This window comes from Streptococcus suis, assembly GCF_019856455.1.
Taxonomy (GTDB): domain Bacteria; phylum Bacillota; class Bacilli; order Lactobacillales; family Streptococcaceae; genus Streptococcus; species Streptococcus suis_AE.
Map to the genome: position 1 here is coordinate 2,128,691 of NZ_CP082205.1, position 19,847 is coordinate 2,148,537.

At 42.3% G+C, this 19,847-nt stretch carries 20 protein-coding genes; 2 read left to right on the forward strand and 18 right to left on the reverse strand.

Annotated features, from left to right (window positions below):
• Nucleotides 1–3 precede the first annotated feature (3 nt).
• Entirely contained in the window at nucleotides 4–660 is a 657-nt protein-coding gene (locus K6969_RS10230) for a DUF1129 domain-containing protein (RefSeq protein ID WP_029173499.1), read from the forward strand.
• 397 nt (nucleotides 661–1,057) lie between these two features.
• Here the strand turns inward: K6969_RS10230 and rpsR are convergent, their stop codons facing one another.
• The 8 genes from rpsR to K6969_RS10270 form a co-directional block, all read right to left on the reverse strand.
• On the reverse strand, nucleotides 1,058–1,297 hold the full coding sequence (rpsR, locus tag K6969_RS10235; protein WP_002939250.1) for a 30S ribosomal protein S18: 240 nt from the start codon (nucleotides 1,295–1,297) through the stop codon (nucleotides 1,058–1,060).
• Nucleotides 1,298–1,329: 32 nt separating this feature from the next.
• The gene (locus tag K6969_RS10240; RefSeq protein WP_002942409.1) at nucleotides 1,330–1,824 is read right to left on the reverse strand and encodes a single-stranded DNA-binding protein; all 495 of its coding nucleotides are present in this window, start codon (nucleotides 1,822–1,824) and stop codon (nucleotides 1,330–1,332) included.
• An 11-nt stretch (nucleotides 1,825–1,835) separates the two neighbouring features.
• The gene (gene rpsF / locus K6969_RS10245; RefSeq protein WP_002942403.1) at nucleotides 1,836–2,126 is read right to left on the reverse strand and encodes a 30S ribosomal protein S6; all 291 of its coding nucleotides are present in this window, start codon (nucleotides 2,124–2,126) and stop codon (nucleotides 1,836–1,838) included.
• A 171-nt stretch (nucleotides 2,127–2,297) separates the two neighbouring features.
• A complete protein-coding gene (locus K6969_RS10250; RefSeq protein WP_029173498.1) occupies nucleotides 2,298–3,287 on the reverse strand; it encodes a lipoate--protein ligase in 990 nt (329 codons plus the stop codon).
• A 100-nt stretch (nucleotides 3,288–3,387) separates the two neighbouring features.
• Complete coding sequence (gene lpdA / locus K6969_RS10255; RefSeq protein ID WP_029173497.1) at nucleotides 3,388–5,148, reverse strand: dihydrolipoyl dehydrogenase; 1,761 nt, start codon at nucleotides 5,146–5,148, stop codon at nucleotides 3,388–3,390.
• 269 nt (nucleotides 5,149–5,417) lie between these two features.
• The gene (locus tag K6969_RS10260; protein ID WP_029173496.1) at nucleotides 5,418–6,803 is read right to left on the reverse strand and encodes a dihydrolipoamide acetyltransferase; all 1,386 of its coding nucleotides are present in this window, start codon (nucleotides 6,801–6,803) and stop codon (nucleotides 5,418–5,420) included.
• Nucleotides 6,804–7,143: 340 nt separating this feature from the next.
• Nucleotides 7,144–8,139 (reverse strand): alpha-ketoacid dehydrogenase subunit beta, encoded by a 996-nt coding sequence (locus K6969_RS10265; RefSeq protein WP_029173495.1) that lies wholly within the window; start codon nucleotides 8,137–8,139, stop codon nucleotides 7,144–7,146.
• A 188-nt stretch (nucleotides 8,140–8,327) separates the two neighbouring features.
• A complete protein-coding gene (locus K6969_RS10270) occupies nucleotides 8,328–9,296 on the reverse strand; it encodes a thiamine pyrophosphate-dependent dehydrogenase E1 component subunit alpha (protein ID WP_029173494.1) in 969 nt (322 codons plus the stop codon).
• A 232-nt stretch (nucleotides 9,297–9,528) separates the two neighbouring features.
• Between K6969_RS10270 and K6969_RS10275 the strand changes: the two genes are divergently transcribed.
• Entirely contained in the window at nucleotides 9,529–10,188 is a 660-nt protein-coding gene (locus K6969_RS10275; protein WP_002942388.1) for a trimeric intracellular cation channel family protein, read from the forward strand.
• Between the two features lie 35 nt (nucleotides 10,189–10,223).
• Here the strand turns inward: K6969_RS10275 and K6969_RS10280 are convergent, their stop codons facing one another.
• The 10 genes from K6969_RS10280 to ccrZ form a co-directional block, all read right to left on the reverse strand.
• Entirely contained in the window at nucleotides 10,224–11,375 is a 1,152-nt protein-coding gene (locus K6969_RS10280) for a carbohydrate-binding domain-containing protein (RefSeq protein ID WP_171942711.1), read from the reverse strand.
• Nucleotides 11,376–11,543: 168 nt separating this feature from the next.
• Nucleotides 11,544–12,215, reverse strand: coding sequence for a colicin lysis protein (locus K6969_RS10285; RefSeq protein WP_171942712.1), 672 nt, complete (start codon nucleotides 12,213–12,215; stop codon nucleotides 11,544–11,546).
• Nucleotides 12,216–12,496: 281 nt separating this feature from the next.
• Nucleotides 12,497–12,850, reverse strand: coding sequence for a 30S ribosome-binding factor RbfA (gene rbfA, locus K6969_RS10290; RefSeq protein ID WP_002942382.1), 354 nt, complete (start codon nucleotides 12,848–12,850; stop codon nucleotides 12,497–12,499).
• Between the two features lie 155 nt (nucleotides 12,851–13,005).
• Nucleotides 13,006–15,813, reverse strand: a complete 2,808-nt coding sequence (gene infB / locus K6969_RS10295; RefSeq protein WP_171942713.1) for a translation initiation factor IF-2 — start codon at nucleotides 15,811–15,813, stop codon at nucleotides 13,006–13,008.
• A 17-nt stretch (nucleotides 15,814–15,830) separates the two neighbouring features.
• Entirely contained in the window at nucleotides 15,831–16,139 is a 309-nt protein-coding gene (locus K6969_RS10300; protein ID WP_253911798.1) for a YlxQ-related RNA-binding protein, read from the reverse strand.
• Nucleotides 16,126–16,422, reverse strand: coding sequence for an RNase P modulator RnpM (gene rnpM, locus K6969_RS10305; protein ID WP_171942715.1), 297 nt, complete (start codon nucleotides 16,420–16,422; stop codon nucleotides 16,126–16,128). The genes K6969_RS10300 and rnpM overlap by 14 nt, the downstream gene beginning before the upstream one ends.
• Before the next feature lie 16 nt (nucleotides 16,423–16,438).
• A complete protein-coding gene (gene nusA / locus K6969_RS10310) occupies nucleotides 16,439–17,593 on the reverse strand; it encodes a transcription termination factor NusA (RefSeq protein WP_043025746.1) in 1,155 nt (384 codons plus the stop codon).
• A 73-nt stretch (nucleotides 17,594–17,666) separates the two neighbouring features.
• Complete coding sequence (gene rimP / locus K6969_RS10315) at nucleotides 17,667–18,137, reverse strand: ribosome maturation factor RimP (protein WP_002942369.1); 471 nt, start codon at nucleotides 18,135–18,137, stop codon at nucleotides 17,667–17,669.
• 257 nt (nucleotides 18,138–18,394) lie between these two features.
• On the reverse strand, nucleotides 18,395–19,033 hold the full coding sequence (gene trmB, locus K6969_RS10320) for a tRNA (guanosine(46)-N7)-methyltransferase TrmB (protein WP_171942716.1): 639 nt from the start codon (nucleotides 19,031–19,033) through the stop codon (nucleotides 18,395–18,397).
• Nucleotides 19,030–19,824 (reverse strand): cell cycle regulator CcrZ, encoded by a 795-nt coding sequence (ccrZ, locus tag K6969_RS10325; RefSeq protein WP_002942360.1) that lies wholly within the window; start codon nucleotides 19,822–19,824, stop codon nucleotides 19,030–19,032. The genes trmB and ccrZ overlap by 4 nt, the downstream gene beginning before the upstream one ends.
• Nucleotides 19,825–19,847 lie beyond the last annotated feature (23 nt).

The following is a 19,847-nucleotide window of genomic DNA, read 5'->3' on the forward strand; positions in this document are numbered from 1 at the left end:
AACATGTCATTTACAGAAATCAACGGATTAACAAAAAAGAACCAAGAATTTATCCATATTGCGACCAACCAACTGATTAAAGATGGAAAGTCTGATAGCGAAATCAAAGAACTCTTGGAAGAAATTTTACCAACTATCATTGAAAAGCAAAAAACTGGCGTGACTGCCCGCAATCTCTATGGAGCACCAAGTGAGTGGGCTGCTAGTAAGACAATTTCTGAACAGGAAAAGAAAGACCAAGTGGAATACAATGAAAATCCATGGTTGATGTGGCTCGATTCCAGTCTATTCATGCTTGCTATTATTGCAGGAATCAACGGAGTGATGAACTTATTGGGACAAGGTGCCCAATACGGCTTGTTCACTCTATTGGTAATTGGTTTTGGTGTCGGCGCAGGTATGTACTTCATGTACCACTTCGTTTACAGAGAACAAATTAAGACGGGGCAACGTCCTAAATTGCTGAAAGCTATCGCTTTTCTCGGACTTGCTACGCTGGCTTGGTCAGTCGTTTTCATTCTGGCAGCACTGATTCCGGCCGCATTTAACCCAGTTCTACCTCCGCTTGTTACTATTCTTATCGGAGCTGCTGCTTTCGGTGCACGCTACCTCTTGAAAAAGAAATATAACATTCGCAATGCCATGTCCCCAGTTCAATAATAAAACAAAGCGATTGGAATATTCCAGTCGCTTTTGTTTATCTATACAGTTCAGCTATCAAATCGCCCGAGAACTTGATCCGCTGTCACTTGTCTATGTAATCTGCTGAAACAGTCTATCCCCAGACTGTGCCTCGCTTTCTAACTTCTTGGCTCGGGTTGAAACAGTCCATTCAAGGGCTTAATTCGCTTTCTTAATTTCGAGTTCATGAAAAAATGGTCCACTGGACCATTACTCGCTTTCTTATTTTCATGCTCGTGAAAAAACAGTCCATTCAAGGACTGTAATTCGCTTTCGTATTTTCATGCTCATGAAAAAATGACCCGTTGGGGTCTTGATTCGCCTTCTAATTTCCGAGCTCATGAAAAAACAGTCCATTCAAGGACTGTTTTTTTTACTAATCTTCGTTTACGAATGGTAAAAGAGCCATAACGCGAGCACGTTTGATAGCTGTTGTTACTTTACGTTGGTTTTTAGCTGAAGTTCCAGTTACACGGCGTGGAAGGATTTTTCCACGTTCAGAAATGAAACGGCTAAGAAGCTCAGTATCTTTGTAATCAACATATTCAATTTTGTTAGCTGCGATATAGTCAACTTTTTTACGGCGTTTGAAACCGCCACGACGTTGTTGAGCCATGTGTGTTCTCCTTTATATTATTAATTTTTGACCTAGAATGGTAGGTCATCGTCTGATATATCCATTGGATTACTTGCTCCAAATGGACTTTCTTCTCGAGCGAAGTTTGGTGTAGATTGTGCAGGCGCTTGATAAGGCGAGTTATAGTCATTTCCTCCAGCAAACGAGTTGCCAGCTGAATAGCCTCCACCTTGACCTTCACGGGCAGTACGGCTTTCCAAGAGTTGGAAACTTTCTGCAACTACCTCAGTAACGTAGACACGTTGCCCTTGCTGATTGTCATAGCTACGAGTCTGGATACGACCAGTAACACCAATCAGAGCACCTTTCTTAGCCCAATTCGCCAAATTCTCAGCTTGTTGACGCCAAATGACTACGTTGATAAAGTCCGCTTCACGCTCACCGTTTTGATTTTTAAAATTGCGGTTAACCGCCAAAGTAAAAGTCGCAACAGCTTGATTAGACGGAGTATAACGAAGTTCTGCATCACGGGTCATACGACCAACCAATACTACATTATTAATCATACAACACCTTCTTACGCGTCAAGTTTGACAATCATGTGACGAAGAATGTCGCCGTTGATTTTTGACAAACGGTCAAACTCTTTAAGAGCTTCATCGTTGTTAGCTTCAACGTTAACGATGTGGTACAAACCTTCGCGGAAATCTTTGATTTCGTATGCAAGGCGACGTTTTTCCCATGCTTTTGATTCAACGATAGTTGCACCGTTGTCAGTCAAGATAGAGTCAAAGCGTGCTACCAAAGCGTTTTTAGCTTCTTCTTCAATGTTTGGACGAATAATATAAAGAATTTCGTATTTAGCCATTGATATGTTCCTCCTTTTGGTCTAATGACTCATGGTCTAGCCACGAGTAAGTGAGGGATACTCACAGAAAATAATTATACCATAATATAGAAAATGTGCAAGTGAAAACAGTTTGCCGAAAACATTTTCACAAAAAATAAAGACTGCCCAAACAAAGGGCAGCCCTATGGATTAAGCTACAATCGCTTTTGCTACTTCTTCTGTTGTCATGCGTGAGAAATAGTGCGTGGTGTCGATTTCTTGCAATTTGGTAAGAACATCCGCGTATTCATAGCGAGTACCGACCAACAAGTCTTCGATGTCCGATACATCACCAATTCCGAAGAAATCTCCGTAAATCTTGATAGATTCGATAACCGATTTCTCAGCCTTGATGTAGGTTGTGATTTTACCAGCTGGATAACGCACGCTACGCTCCACAGTGTATTCTGGTGTTTGACCATAAGTCCAATCCCATGTCGCAAATTGGGTATCACGGATTTCTTGGATACGGGCCAAGTCGTCTTCTGACAAGACATACTCGTCCATGTCTGGATATTCTTGCTTCATTTGGTTGAGGATGGCATCCTTGAACTCCAGAACGGTCATCTTCTCTGGCAATTCGTTGTTGATATTGGTCACACGGGCACGGACTGACTTGACACCCTTGGATTCAATCTTGTCCTTGCTGACCTTGAGGGCACTTGCGAGGACTGACATATCCACATCAAAGAGCAAGCAACCGTGGTGCATCATGCGACCTTTGGCATAGGCTTGGGCGTTACCACAGATTTTCTTTCCGTCGATTTCCAGGTCATTGCGGCCGGTGAAATTGGCCTCTACACCCAGCATGGCAAGGGTATCAATGACAGGCTTGGAGAAGGTTTTGAAGTCAAAGGCTCCCTCGTCTGCCTTGTTTGAAATAATGGTGTAGTTGAGGTTATTTAGGTCGTGATAAACTGCGCCACCACCTGACAGACGGCGAACAACATGGATGCCCTTTTCGTCTGTGAATTCCTTGTTGATTTCTTCAATAGCATTCTGGTGCTTACCGATAATGATGGCAGGCTCATTAATCCAGAGAATAAAAATTTCGTCAATATCTGTTAATTCCTTGAAAGCGTAGGCTTCGAGGGCAATGTTATAAGCTGGGTCATTGCTGTTGTTTACGATGTATTTCATGCAAAACTCCTTTATTGTTAACTAATTTTTATTATAGTGGAAACGATAACAAAAGACAAGCCACAAGACTTGTCTTTCTATTGTATTTTAGACGCTCTTATTATTTACGTTTTGGTGGGTTGTGGATTGCAACACCAAGCACATCAAGGAAGGCTTCATACATAACCTCTGAGAAGGTTGGGTGACCGTGGATGGATGCTGCCACATCGTCAACTGTCAACTCAGATTCCATGATAGTTGCTGCTTCGTTAATCATTTCAGCTGCAACTGGACCGATGATGTGAACACCAAGGATTTCATGGTATTTCTTATCCGCAATTACTTTTACGAAACCGTGAGCTTCGTTAGAAGCAATGGCACGACCGTTACCAGTAAAGCTGTTGCGACCGATAAGGATGTTTTCTTTACCGTATTTCTCGATAGCCTGGTCTTCTGTCAAACCAACCATAGCGATTTCTGGGTGTGTGTAAACTGCTGCTGGTGTGAAGTCCAACTTCGCTTTGTGGTGGTTACCGTGGATCGCATTTTCAGCTGCCACTTCACCCATACGGTAAGCAGCGTGTGCCAACATCTTAGTACCGTTGACATCACCTGGTGCGTAGATACCAGGGATAGATGTTTCTTGGTATTCGTTAACCTTGATACGACCGCGGTCTAGTTCAAGGTTAAGATTTTCAAGACCAGCCAATTGTGGTACACGACCGATTGAAAGAAGGGCTTTTTCAGAAACGATTTCCGAACCGTCGTTCAACTGGATGGTCAATTGGTTGTTAGCTTCGACGATTTCAGATACACCAACAGATGTCAAGAATTTCATACCTTTCTTAGAAAGGACTTTTTGCAATTCAACAGACACTTCGCGGTCCATACCTGGAATGATACGGTCAGCCATTTCAACAACTGTTACTTCTGTGCCGTATGATGCATAAACCAAACCAAGTTCCACACCGACAACGCCACCACCCATAACAGTGAGTGACTTAGGAATTTCACGCAAATCAAGGATATCATCAGAAGTCAATACCAGCTTAGAATCAATACCTGGGATGTTGATGCGTGATACTTTAGAACCTGTTGCAAGGATGATGCTACGACCTTTGATAACCTTGTCGCCAATAACAACTGTCTTATCAGGATTTACTTGACCAAGACCGTTGAAGATTGTTACCTTGTTAGCTTTCAAGAGACCTTGAACGCCACCAGTCAATGTCTTCACAACCTTGTTCTTGAAGTCAACTGTCTTGTCCATATCAACGGTGTAGTTTGTTGAAGCAAGGTTGATACCACGCTCAGCCGCAATCTTCAAGCCGTCAAGGATTTCAGCGTTTTTAAGGTAGGTCTTAGTTGGGATACAACCCTTGTTCAAGCAGGTACCGCCAAATTCTGATTTCTCAACGATAGCGATTTTACCACCTAATTGAGCACCGCGGATAGCGGCGTAGTAACCAGCAGGACCACCACCGACAACAACCATGTCGTACTCGTCAGCTGCCAATTCAGCCTTAGGAGCTTTTGGAGCTGCTGTAGGAGCTGCAGGCACTTCCAAACCAGCTGCTTTCAAGTCAGCAGTTGCTTGAGCAACCTCAGCTGGAGCAGGCGTGCTACCTACTTCAACTGTTTCACCTTCTGCACCAAGGTAAGCAATGACTTCTGTTACAGGAACTGTCGCACCGTTACCGTGAACAATTTTCAAGAGTACACCTGACTCTTCCGCTTCCAATTCCATGCTTGTCTTGTCTGACATCATCTCCAAGATAACATCGCCTTCGTTGACAAAATCACCCTCTTGTTTTTTCCACTCGATGATTTCGCCTTCTTGCATATCTACACCAAGTTTCGGCATAATAATTTCAATTGCCATAGTTATGATACAAAGAACGTCAAATGCGACAGAATTTTAGGAGTCCAACGTAGGATACTTGCATCCAAGGCGGACTATCTAAATTCCGAAGCATTTAGTTCGTGTTCAAATGTCACGAACTCGTTCTACATCCTTTCTTTATTTTTTCTCTTTACCAAATTGAGCACAGGCTAAAAACCTATTGAAAAAGATAAATCGCCTCGTGTCTCAAGGCACATCGTTGATTTCCTATTTTCATACGGTTTTCTTAACGCCTTTTGCATCTTATCTCAGATCAACAATTCCAATGGGTTTTCCAGCAAGTTCTTCAAGTCAACCATGAACTTAGCACCATTCATACCATCAATGATACGGTGGTCGATGGTCAAGCAGAGTGCCATGATTGGACGGATTTTGATTTCGCCGTCAATAACAACTGGTGTTTGAACAGTTGATGCTACACCAAGGATTGCTGAGTTTGGTTGGTTGATGATTGGGTTAAAGGTTTTAGTACCAAACATACCCAAGTTGGTGATAGAGAAGGTCGAACCTGACATTTCAGCCCCCTTCAACTTACCAGATTGAGCCTTCTTGATGACATCTTTCGAAGCCACCACAAAGTCAGACAAGCTCATCTTATCTGCGCCGTGAACAACTGGAACCACCAAGCCATCATCTAGACCTACTGCGATACCAAGGTTGACGAACTTGTGTAATTCGATTTCTTGGGCATCGTTAATCAAAGATGCGTTCATGTAACGGTGTTCTTCTTTCATCAAAGTACGAACAACTGCAAGACCAATCAAGTCTGTAAAGGTTACTTTCAAACCAGTCTTGTTCATGATTGGCTCAAGGACTTGCTTACGAAGTGCCATGAGGTTGGTCATGTCAATATCGTAGTTAAGTGTAAATGTCGGAGCAGTCAAGTAAGAGTTGACCATACCTTTTGAAATAGCCTTACGCATTGGGCTCATCTTGATGATTTCAACGCCTTCTGGCAATTCTTTAGCTGGTTTTTCTTCTGCTTTCGGTGCTGGAGCAGCAGTCTCTACAGCTGCAGGAGCAAGTACTGCAAGAACGTCGTTCTTGACAATCTTACCGTTGACACCTGAACCTGTAAGGGTTGACAAGTCAACACCTTGGTCTGCTGCAATACGGGCTGCAAGCGGAGTTGCTTTTGGAGCTGCTCCCTTGAAGTCTTCGACGTCAACCTTGTGGACACGACCGTTAGCACCTGTTCCTGGAACAAGACCCAAGTCAATACCAAGCTCACGCGCCAACTTACGCGCAGCTGGAGTAGCACGAACCTTGCCACCACCTTGTGGTTTGGCAGCAGCGGCAGGAGCAACGATGACTGGTGTACGACCTGCAGGCACTTCTTCGATAGCTGCAGCTGGGGTAACTGGAGCAGATGAAGCTCCTACTTCAACCGTCTCACCTTCTGCACCGATATAGGCAATAACTTCTGTTACAGGAACGGTAGCACCGTTTCCGTGAACAATTTTCAATAGGACGCCTGACTCTTCTGCTTCCAGCTCCATGCTGGTCTTGTCAGACATCATTTCCAAGATGACGTCGCCTTCGTTGACAAAATCGCCCTCTTGTTTTTTCCACTCGATGATTTCACCTTCTTGCATGTCCACACCGAGCTTAGGCATAATGATTTCAATAGCCATTATTAAGATACCAAGTCCGAACAGAAAACAAATGAAAAATAGGAAATCGTCGAAAATCCTGATTTTCGTAACGATTTATCTTTTTTCCGAGTTTTCCGAACGGGTTCAATTCCTTTCTTTCAGTTTCTTACCTTGTCAAGAACCAAACCAGACTTCGATAATCGAAGCGGCTCAATTCTTTTCCAAGCATTCTTAGTCATGCTAGAATATTTTATTTCTAGCATTTTAGGGTTATCGTCTTTCCGATTGCTTTTCTGACAAGGCGATTTGGTGCAGACATAACTGACGTTAGGCAAGCCAAATCAACAAAGTCAGAAAAGATAAGCGGACGACGATAAAATTAACCCTTGTTTACTTGCTTATAAATTGCCGCTTTGATTTTCTCTACGTTTGGCAATACTGCGTTTTCAAGAATGTTTGCGTAAGGAACTGGTACATCGTCTGAAGCGATACGGATGATTGGTGCATCCAAGTAGTCAAAGGCTTCGCTTTCTGTGATGATCGATGCGATTTCACCGATGAAACCACCTGTTTTGTAAGCATCGTTAACCAAGATAACCTTACCAGTTTTCTTCACAGATTCGATGATCAATTCTTTATCCAATGGGATAAGGGTACGTGGGTCAACCACTTCTACGCTGATGCCTTCTGCAGCTACTTCTTCAGCCGCTTTCAAGACACGTTCCAACATGCGACCGTATGAAATAATGGTTACATCAGTGCCTTCACGTTTGATTTCACCCTTACCAAGTGGAATGTAGAAATCTGGATCCAAGTTGACTTCTTCTTTTTTTCCATACAAAGCTTTTGGCTCCAAGAAGATAACTGGGTTGTTATCAAGGATAGATGATTTCAAAAGACCTTTTGCATCGTTAGCTGTACCAGGTGCGACAACCTTGATACCTGGGATGTGAGTCAACCATGCCTCAAGAGATTGTGAGTGCTGGGCAGCAGAACCGATACCAGAACCTGATGCTACACGGAAGGTTACAGGTGTCTTCAAACCACCACCAAACATGTAGTTAGTTTTGGCAGCCTGGTTAACAATCGCATCAAGGGCAATTGTTACGAAGTCCATGAAAGTCAAGTCAACAATTGGACGAAGACCTGTTTGAGCCGCACCAACCGCAGAACCAGCGATTGCTGCCTCAGAGATAGGCGTGTCGCGAACGCGTTTTGGACCAAATTCGTCCAACATACCAACAGATGTACCGAAGTCACCGCCGTAGATACCGACGTCTTCACCCATCAAGAATACTTTTTCATCCTTACGCATTTCTTCGCTTTGAGCCAAGTTAATCGCTTCACGCAAGGCCATTACTTTTGTTTCAGCCATTTTTTACTCCTAATTTATATCAATTTATCTTTACTGAACTAAGGAAAACCAAACAATTACTACGATGTAATTGTTTATTGTCCCAGCTTAAGACACCTTAGAATTGTACTCGAACTTAAATAGGTAGTCTACCTTGGTGAACTACCCTAGTTTGACTTGCTATTTAGAACGTAGTCAAACTTCTTACGTTAGTCTACAAACACATCCTCATAAGCTACTGAGATGTCTGGATCTGGGCTTTCTTGTGCGAATTTCACAGATGCTTCTACTTGTTCTGCCACTTGCGCTTCAATAGCATCCAATTCTTCGTCAGTCGCAATCTTGTTCTCTGTCAAGTATTTGCGGTATTTCTTAAGTGGGTCTTTTGCTTTCCACTCATTGACTTCTTCTTTAGTACGGTAAACACCTGCATCGGCAGTTGAGTGACCAAACCAGCGGTACGATTCAACTTCGACCATGGCAGGACCATTTCCTGCACGAACGTACTCGATGACTTCTTGCATTTTTTCATAAACGGCAATAACGTCGTTACCATCCTCAACATAATGACCTGGAATACCGTATGCAGCAGCACGTTGGTAGAGGTGAGGAATCTTAGTAGAATAAGAAATGTCAGTTGAGATACCGTAACGGTTGTTGGTGATGAAGAAGATAACTGGCAAATTCCAAACAGCTGCCAAGTTCATTGATTCGTGGAAGGAACCTTCGTTAGTAGCTGAATCACCTGAGAAGGCAATAACAATGTTATCTGTACCGAGGTATTGTTGCGTAAGGGCCGCACCCACCGCAAGGGCATAACCACCACCTACGATACCGTTTGAACCAAAGTTCCCTTTTTCAACGTTGGCCAAGTGCATAGAACCACCACGGCCTTTTGATGTACCAGTTGCCTTACCAGCAAGCTCAGCCATCATACCGTTGATGTCAATCCCTTTTGCGATAACGTGACCGTGACCACGGTGGTGTGAGAAGATGATGTCCTGCTCTGTCAAACCAGCGATTGGGCCAACAGCCGCAGCTTCTTCACCGACTGAGAAGTGAGTCATACCTTGTACGAAACCGCGACGCACTAATTTGTTTAATTTCATATCAACATCACGGATTTGTTGCATTTTTAGGAACATATCCAAATGTTGTTCTTTTGAGATAGATACCATAATTTCCTCCAAAGGTTTTTCTCTTTCTGTACTATGATAGACCAATATTTCACAAATGGCAAGTAATTGAACCGTTTTCTTTTTACAGAAATTTTCGTGAAAACCTTGATTTAGTGCGATTTTTCACAAATCCTCAAAAGATTCGCTTTACTTATTTGAAACTTTTTTCACAAACTTTAAAATAAGCTTGCACGCCGTCTTTCTTTCTGTTAATATAGGTACGGAGGTTCTTATGGAATTCGATTTATTTCTTATGATTTGTAACTACATAGGCACTATCGCATTTGCTGTTTCGGGGGCCGTAAAAGGATTTAAGAAAAAGTTAGATATTTTTGGAATTAGCTTGCTCGGCATCATTACCGCCGTTGGTGGGGGAATTATTCGAGATACGATGGCCAATCGCATTCCTGCTGCCTTGACTGATCCTACAGCCATCTATTTATCTCTCGGAGTAGCGATTAGCATGTACTTAATTGTTATCAATCTAAAGCAGGACAAACCACTTGATAAGAAGATGATTCATTTCCTTTCCCAGACAAACCTTATCTTTGATGCAATCGGTCTAGCCATCTTCGCCCTCATTGGAGCCAGTACTGGCATCTCTCTCCAGCTAAACGCTCTAACCAGTGGTATTCTGGCAGCTTTGACAGGTGTCGGAGGCGGAATCGCCCGTGATTTACTCGTCAATGAAACACCTATTGTTCTTAAAGAAGATGTCTATGCTGTCCTTGCATTTTTCTCAGGAGTCCTCTATCATCTTTGCGTTGTAAATTGGAAATTACCACAAATTCCAACCTTCATCACTATTTTTACCATTTCTTTAATCATTCGATTATTGGTAATTAAATACAAAATCAATCTTCCCAATATGGAAAGCAAACGAAAGGTCTGAGTTCGTCAACTCAGACCTTTTTGTATTATTATTGATTACCAGCCACCGCGACCGCCTGGACCTGTATGAGTAATTTCTGTAATTTGTTCTCCATTTACAGTTACTGTGCCACCAGTGAATTCAACTGTACCGTCAAAGTCGAATGCTGATGTTGGTGCTGTTACAGCAATAGTCCCCCCAGAAATGTAGATATCACCGTTGGCATCAAAGGCATCCGTATCTCCACTACCTACAGCTACTTTCAAGTCACCACCAGTTACCTTGATATAGATATCAGATGAAGTTGTACTTGACGCGTTGATGGCATCATCTGAACCATAGACATCAATTGTACCACCGTTGATAGTGATATTAGTTCCTTCCAAGGCTTCTACTGATTCTGATACTGTAATGGTACCTCCGTCAATTGTCAAAGCCGTCTCCGCTTTAATACCATCATCACCTGCTGTTACAGTAATTTCACCACCTGTGATAGTTGTATAACCTTTGGTAGTATCTGTATCATTTGTAGACTTGATACCATCACCACCTGCTGTTACATTGATTGTACCACCATTGATTGTCAATGAATCCTTACCACGGATACCATCATCCACTGCAGTGACGGTAATGTTTCCTGAATTCACGACAAGGTCATCTGTCGATACGATGCCGTCTTGGAAGTTGCCTTCAACGGTCAGGCTACCATTTCCTGTAATGGTCAAATCAGCTTCAACATGGATAGCCCCTTCAATATTGGTATCTGAGTGACTGCTTGTATCCTTAACAGTATTTGTGGTTCCATCTTTGATTTCCAATTCAACATTATCAGCATTTATGACATTGATTGCGGCGGTATCTGAGCTTGAAATGTCAGCACCTGCTAAAATAATACGAACATTAGCATCTGTTTCAACTGTTACACCTGCTGTTGTTGAGCCAGTCAAGATGTAAGTACCACCTTCTGTAATTTTCAGGCCATCATTTGACAAGGTTACTTCTGTTGTTGGAAGGGCTGACCAGTCAATAGTTGACGAACTTGAATCTGATGAAGTGCTATTATTTGAAGTTGTCGCTACACTTGTCTGACTAGTTGCTGCTGAGCTTGAAGTAGTCGTTGAACTTGAAGTAGATGAACATGCTGCTAAGACACCAAGGCTCATAAGAGTAACACCAGAGTAAAGTAATTTTTTAAGATTTGTTTTCATAATGTAGATTCCTTTTCTTTCTTTAGGAAGTCGTATCCCTTCCTGATATGCTCCTAGTTTACCTTTCCTTCCTAAAAGAAAGATTAAAGATTGCCAAAAGAAAACTTAAAGTTCTTAGGAACTACAAAAGGCCGGGAAACCCAGCCTAGGAATAATCATTGATAAAATCTATAGCTTAACCCAATGCAAGCTTTTCAACTCAAGCAAGGGAGAAGTTTCAGGATTGGTATCTGATTCAGAAATCCGTTTTAAACCTGGAATCATCGCATTGTATTGATAAATGCGAAAAACACCAGCTCCTTCAAATAAGTACGTTCCATCCTGTAAAGGACGAAGTAGGGCGTCCGGTCCAATTTCAAATCCAAGATTGCGGAAATTATCCACCAAACGTAGACTCTCATCGGCAAGCTGAGTATAGAGGTCAATTAAGACATATTCTCCCGACTTGTCCAAAGCTAGAAGCAGCTCCTCTGTACCATCATGGTTGACATCATACAAACTATAAAATATTCCACTGTATTCTTGCCCCTGGCTAGTTAATAAGCTCAGATAGCTACTGACCTCATCCTGATTAATTGCCTCAGCAGGCTGCCCCATATTCGCTTGATAACGATCAATAACTGATTGGTATACTTCACTTAGCTCAGGAGTGGTCACTGAGGATGCTTGCGTCTCGGAGCTAGATGCCATTGTTGACGCTTGCTGCAAACTAGAACCATCTGAAACTTGGCTTGAAGCACTAGAACTAGAACTCTCACCACCTTTTACCTGATTAGACTGACAAGCAGCTAATAGTACAACCGTGGACACTAACATCAGTTTACTAATAAATGTTTTCATAACTTCCTCCTGTGCTCTATCTTTGGTCTTATACTCTTCGAAAATCAAAATTATCCGTTGTCAACTTGCCTTGATGAGTGAAAAGCTCCAGTGGAGGTTTTCAGCCTGTTACCTTGAAATAAGATAGTAACAGAGTTCTATCTTCGGCTTCGTTTCCTAGTCTACTTTTGATTTTCATTGAGTATTAGTATAACATCTTTCCGAAGGCTTGTAAACGCCACCATATATGGACAAAGCATCCGAGCCAGAAAAAGCCGAATGTTTCCATCCGACTTTCGTTGTTAATCTTTCTGATCAAGAGCACGCAACATTTGGTCAATTTTATTGCCGTACTCAATTGATTGGTCTTTTTCAAAGACCAAATCCGGAATTTTATAAAGCGTTAACTTACGACCAAGTTCTCTCTTAATGGTTCCCGTCGCTTTTTCAAGACCCGTTTGTGCTTTTTGATTATCGGATGCCAAATTACTCATGATTGTGTAGTAAACCTTGGCCATTGACAAATCGCCGACCATCTGAACATCTGTAATGGTCACTCCCTGCACACGTGGATCACGAACTTTCTTTTGCAAAATCTCATTGACTTCGCGCTTGATTTCCATCCCGACACGGTCTGTACGAAAATGATTCGCCATATTCTTTCCTTTCTTAGATGATAGAAAAGCTGAGTTTCCCCAGCTTGAATAATCCAAGTAGATTAAAAACTATTGCTTTAAAACCTACTAAAGTCTATTAAATTGTCACTTCCTCGACAAAATCACTTGTCTATGACTTTGACAGTGAGAAAATATTATTTTTTGATTTCTTCCATGATGTAAGCTTCAATGGTATCATCAACTTTCAAGTCGTTGTAGTTCTCAATCATCAAACCACCCTCTTGGGCATTACCAACTTCTTTCACGTCGTCTTTATAGCGTTTCAAACTAGCTAGTTTACCATCAAATACTACAACACCATCACGGATAACTCGAACACTTGAATCACGGGTAACCTTACCACGTACGACCATGAAACCACCGATCGTTCCAACTTTGGATACCTTGAAGGTTTCACGAATGATTGCCTCACCAATGATTTTTTCTTCATATTCTGGATCAAGCATACCTTTCATGGCATCTTCCATCTCTTCGATAACCTTGTAAATGATGCTGTGAAGACGTACTTCAACATCATCTGCTTCAGCTTGGCTACGCGCTTCAGCTGTTGGACGAACGTTGAAACCAATCACAAGAGCATTTGAAGCTTCCGCAAGAGTAATATCTGATTCATTGATAGCACCAACTGCAGAGTGGACGATATTGACACGTACTCCCTCTACTTCAATCTTTTGAAGCGATGATGCAAGAGCTTCAACAGAACCTTGTACGTCGGCCTTGATAATCACATTAACTGACTTAACCTCACCTGCTTTAAGGGTATCAAAGAGGTTTTCAAGACTAACTCGTTGCGTTGCTTGACGCTGTTTAAGAAGAGCACGTTTAGCACGTTCTTCACCTGCTGCACGCGCAGATTTTTCATCTTCATAAACCGCGAAATGGTCACCAGCCATTGGTGTTTCGTTCAAACCAGTAATCGAAACCGGTGTAGATGGACCAGCAGTTTTAACACGACGACCAAGGTCGTTTGTCATGGCACGAACACGTCCGAAGGTATTTCCGACAACGATTGGGTCTTGAACATTAAGTGTCCCTTGTTGAACGAGGAGGGTTGCAACCGCACCTTTCCCTTTATCCAAATGCGCTTCGATAACTGTACCAATCGCACGAACAGTTGGGTCTGCCTTCAGTTCTTGGATTTCAGCAACCAAAAGAACAGTTTCCAACAATTCATCAATGTTTTGGTTAAACTTAGCGGAGATTTCTACAAATTCAGATTCTCCACCCCAAGCGGTTGAGATAACACCGTGCTCAGCCAATTCACCGATGACACGCTCTGGGTTTGCACCTGGCTTGTCAATCTTGTTGATAGCTACAATGATTGGTACATTAGCTGCTTTTGAGTGGTTGATAGCCTCAATCGTTTGTGGCATGACACCATCATCTGCTGCAACGACTAGGATGGTCAAGTCGGTAACAGATGCACCACGTGCACGCATAGAAGTAAAGGCCGCGTGTCCTGGAGTATCCAAGAAGGTAATTTTCTTACCAGCTTCCTCAATTTGGTAGGCACCGATATGCTGTGTGATACCACCAGCTTCCCCAGTAGCAACACGAGAATTACGTAGGGTATCCAACAAGGTTGTTTTACCATGGTCAACGTGTCCCATGATAGTCACAACAGGTGGGCGTTCTGTCATCTCTTCTTCATTGAGGTAGCCCTCTTCTACGAAGAAACGCTCAATATCTGCGTTATCGACCTCTACCTTTTCTTTCGCTTCAATACCATAATCAACCATAAGGAGTTCGATAGTATCTCCATCCAAAGATTGGTTTTGAGTCGCCATAACTCCCATAAGGAAGAGTTTTTTCACAATTTCAGCAGGTTCACGTTTGATTCGTTTTGCAATTTCTGCGACGGTCATGCCAGCAGTGTATTCAAATTCAGTTGGCAATTCGTGGAACTTGCGTTCTGTGACAGGTTTGGCAGGTTGGTTAGCCTTGCCTTTTTTATTTTTCTTGTTGTTATTCCAGTTACTTGTTCTTTGATTTCTCACTTGATTTTGACTATTTCGATTTCTTTGTTGTTTCCGTGGACCATCTTCTTCGTCACCATTAAAGTCACGTTTTTTACCTGGTCGAGCTTGTTTCTTACGACGGGTATCTACAGTAGTTTCTGCAACTTGCTCTGGTACCGATGCAACAGGTGCAGGCTTCACAAATGGTTTGCTTTCCACAACCGGTTCTTCAAACTTAATTTCTTTTGGCTTCTTAGGTTGCTTTTTAGCTTCCTGAGCCTGACGAAAACGTTCTTCACTGGTACGAGCATACTCCGCATTTTGTTCTGCTTTCAAAGCAGCAGCACGCGCTTTGAAGTCAATTTTAGGTCCTGCTGGTTTTGCAGCCTCTCTTTGTTCAAAGCGAGCTGACCGACCTGAACGGTTATCACGATTATCGCGACGGTCCCCAAAACGATTGTCCTTGCGTTTATCTAAACCCTGTTCACGTCTATTATCGCGACGGTCATTGCGGTCGTTATTTGGACGACTTTGACCTTGTTGACGGTTGTCACGACGGTCTTGACCAGATTTAGCTTGACCACCTTTTCCTTGACCCTGAGCTCGCTTAGCAGCCTGCTCTTTGGCCCGTGCTTCACGCTCTGCCTTAAAGTTTCGACTCTGTGGACGATGTGGAGCTGATTGTACTGCGCTTGCCGCAACTTCTTCTTTTACTACTGGCTGTGTTTCCTTAGCTTTTTCTACCTTAGCTGTTTCCACTTTTGGAGTTTCATCAACCTTCTCAGGCTTGCTAACTTTTGCCGCAACTTTAGTTGCCTCTGATTTTTGTCCCCCAAAGCTTTCTGCAAGACGTTTAGCACTTGCTTCATCTACGCTTGAAGCATGACTTTTGACTTCAAAACCCAATTCTTGAGCTTTAGCAACAACTTCCTTACTGCTTACGCCTAATTCACGGGCTATTTCATTCAATCTCTTCTTAGACAATGCCTTGTCCTCCTGTTCTATTCCATAATAGACCTCATCTTCTTTGTAAATCCAGCGTCTGTCACTGCAAGAACTTTTCTAGCCTTGCCGACAGCTGCACTCAATTCCAGTGTTGAAAACACTGTTACAACTTCTACTTGATAGGTACGACTTTTATCTGTTACTTTTTTACTTAAATTTCCAGCAGCATCTTCGGCTAAAAACACCAACTTTGCCTGCCCTTTTTGAATAGTTTCAACAACCAGGTCCTCACCCGAAACCAGGCGACCAGCTAGCTGGGCTAAACCTAATAAATTTAAGATTTTCTGTCTCTTATTCGAGTCCAAGTTCTCTCCTCTTGATCTTATGATCAACATAGGCAATTAATTCATCGTAAAATTCTTCGGTCACTTCCATACTAAAGGAACGATCGAAGACACGACGTTTCTTAGCTTGGCTTGCCTCATCATTGTCAAGCTTGATGTAAGCTCCACGACCATTTGCCTTGCTTGTTGGATCGATAAATACTTGACCTTCTTTATTTTTTACAATACGGAGCAAATCCCGTTTGTCGATGATTTCACCGGACACCACAGACTTGCGCAAGGGTATTTTTCTAGCTTTTGCCATGGCTGCTCCTTTTGTTCTATTCTTGTTCTTCTGTAAATTCTTCCGCGACTTCTTCTACAAGCTCTTCTGTCGCATATTGAGCAGCCTCAATTGCTTCATATTCTGATGCAGATTTGATGTCGATACGGAAGCCTGTCAAATGGGCTGCTAAACGAACGTTCTGACCACGACGACCGATTGCTAGTGACAATTTATCATCTGGCACAACAACAGTAGCATGCTTGCCATCTTCTGTATCAAACAATACTTGGTCAACTTCTGCAGGAGCGAGAGCATTGTAGATAAATTCCGCTTCATCTGCTACCCACTCGATAACGTCAATATTTTCCTCAGTAGGAATCATACGGTCATTCTTAGCATCATAACGAGCTGGGTGGAACTTGCTGGTGATTTTCTTGATATTTGAACCACCACGACCAACGATCGTACCGATGGCATCTACGTTTGGATTATGGCTACGAACAGCCACTTTCGTACGATCTCCAGCTTCACGGGCAACACTCATGATTTCAACTGTTCCATCGTATACTTCTGGAATTTCCTGTTCCATAAGACGTTTGATCATTTCTGGATGGCTACGGCTGACAAATACGTTAACACCACGACCATTGTCTTCTACCTTGTAGACATAGACTTCGATGCGATCATGAGATTGGAAAACCTCACCAGGAATTTGGTCTTGTTTTGACAATTGTGCTTCAATCGTACCAAGGTTGACATAGATAAAGCGATTATCAAAACGCTCTACCGTACCTGACATAATCTCATTTTCATGTTGCTTGTAAGTATTGAAGGTAATGGCACGCTTTTGTTTGCGCATCTTTTCCATGATGGTCTGTTTAGCTGATTGAGCAGCTACACGTCCAAATTCCGCTGGGTCTTCTTGGAATTTAATTTTGTCACCCATTTCATAAGCTGATGAAATAGCCAAGGCATCTTTTAGACTAATTTCTAGTCGGCTATCAAATACTTCATCTACTACTTCACGAACAGTAAATACATGGAAATCGCCTTTTTTCTCGTCAAATTCGATCACTGCTGATTCTGATTGACCATAACGGCGTTTATAAGCTGAACGAAGCGACTCTGTAACTGCATCAATGATATCCGCTTTGTTAATACCCATGTCTTCCTCTAAAATACGGAAGGCTTCTAGCATTTCTTTACTCATGTTGTTTTCCTTTTGCGCTCAAAAGGTCCTTTCTTAAAGTCTAATGTCTTTATAAAATACTCATGAAAGAGCATTATAACTTAACAGCCAAACGGGCCTTAGCCACCGTCTGGTAAGGAATAGTCACTTCCTTCTTACGAGTTTTATCCATATACTCCATAATCAGGTCTGTTCCATCAAAGGAGAGCAACGTTCCTTCAAAAACCTTGATTTTATCAATTGCCTGATAGAGCTTGACATGGATGTACTTTCCAACTGCCTTCTCAACAGCATCTGCCGTTTTTAAAGGACGTTCCAAACCTGGACTTGTTACCTCCAGCATGTATTGGTCTGGAAATGGGTCTGGTTTGATAGTGTCCAAAATCGGACTAATCTTTTCGGATAAATCTGCCGTATCTTGAAGGGAAATTCCACCCTCCTTATCGACAAAAATCGATAGGACATAGTCACCGCCCATTTTACCATATTCCACATCTACCAACTCGTAAGGAGTTTGAATAGCGGGGGTAATTGCTGCTGTGACCAATTCAATAATTGATGACATAAACACCTCCTATTTTTATAGTCGCTAGAAATACATTACTCAAATAGTTCGCACTATCCAGGACTCTCTATTTCCTTTGACAGTAAACTCCCTTGTACTATCCTTCATTCTATATACAGAAATCCGTGTACAGGGAAAGGGTTGACTGACGCCAACCCCTTTTCTCATTATTCACTTCTATCATTCTATCATATCTATCCCTATTTGTAAAGGAAAAAGGTCTCTGTTAGACCTCTCCTCATTTTCCACTAAGGGAATTATTGAAACTGTGCTTCCACACGATAGATGACTTGACCCTTGTTTGAGAATTTCTCCTCATACTCTGTCATAACGTTGCCTTCCAAACCATCAGCATGCAAATCTAGCCAAACTTGCTTCAAGACCATGCCATATTGAGAAAAACTAGCCAGGCTATACTCAAACAGACCACGATTATCTGTTTTGAAGTGGATTTCTCCCTTCTCAGGTAGGATTTCCTTGTAGGTATCCAATAATGACTTGTAGGTCAAACGGCGTTTCTCATGACGTTTCTTAGGCCATGGATCTGAAAAATTCAGATAAAGCTGATCTATTTCTGCCGGTGCAAAATAGTTGGTCAAACTCGAACCATCCACCTGCAATAATTTTATATTTGGTAAGCCAGCTTCAAGCACACGGTCCAAGGCATAGCTTAACACGGTCATCTGAATATCAATACCAATATAGTTAATATCTGGATTTTGCGCAGCCATACCAGTGACAAAGCGACCTTTACCAGAACCAACTTCTATGTGGATAGGATTATTGTTTCCAAAAATCTCTGCCCATTTCCCCTTACACTCCTCTGGATTGGAGATAACATACTGGGGATTGTTTGCTAGAAGCTCACTCGCTCCCTTACGATTTCTAACTCTCATACTTCCTTATAGAAACTCTGACGGAATTGCCGTAGAGCATAAATTTCTTTATTTGCAGCCAAAACATTGTAGCTTTCTACATGCTTAGCAATTTGGTTTAGATAGCCAAGCTGGCCATACCAATAAACCTTATTTAATACTGTGCTGTTATATTTGTAGCCATAAGCCCGAAGCCACTCTTCCCAGGACTGACGAGGAATATAATGCGTCAAAATATAGGCAACATCCAACATCCGATCCGTTACACAAGCGGTCTCCCAATCTGTCAAATACACCAAACCAGACGTCGTTTCTACCCAGTTACTATGATGCAAATCTCCGTGAACAAATGTTGCTACCTCTTGACGGAATCTTGGTAGATTATTCAATAAATCTTGACAGATAGATTGCAGATAAGAATTCTGTCCCAATCTAGTTGGCGCCTCTTTTTGCCAACGATAAACCAAATCCTGAGGTTCCATATAGGTATAATTCATCTGCAAAGCCTGATTGAGCAAAATGCGAGAATAGTGCATTCTCACCAGTATTTGACGAATCTGTTTACTAGTCATATCTTGACGCTCCAAGGTACGACCATTCAACCACTCCTGCTCTACACGATGCCCCATTCCTACTTCACGATTTGCTGACAAAACGGGTGGTGTAATTTGCTCACGCGCAAGAGCAGACACTATCGGAGGCATCTCATACTTCACAAAGACTGGCGTTCCGTCTGACCGTAGGCCTTTAAACGCTTTGCCACTATTTCCTGCAATAGACTGTAATTGTAGCCCACTGGTATCAAACTGCATGCCTTTCCTCCTTTAAAAATTCC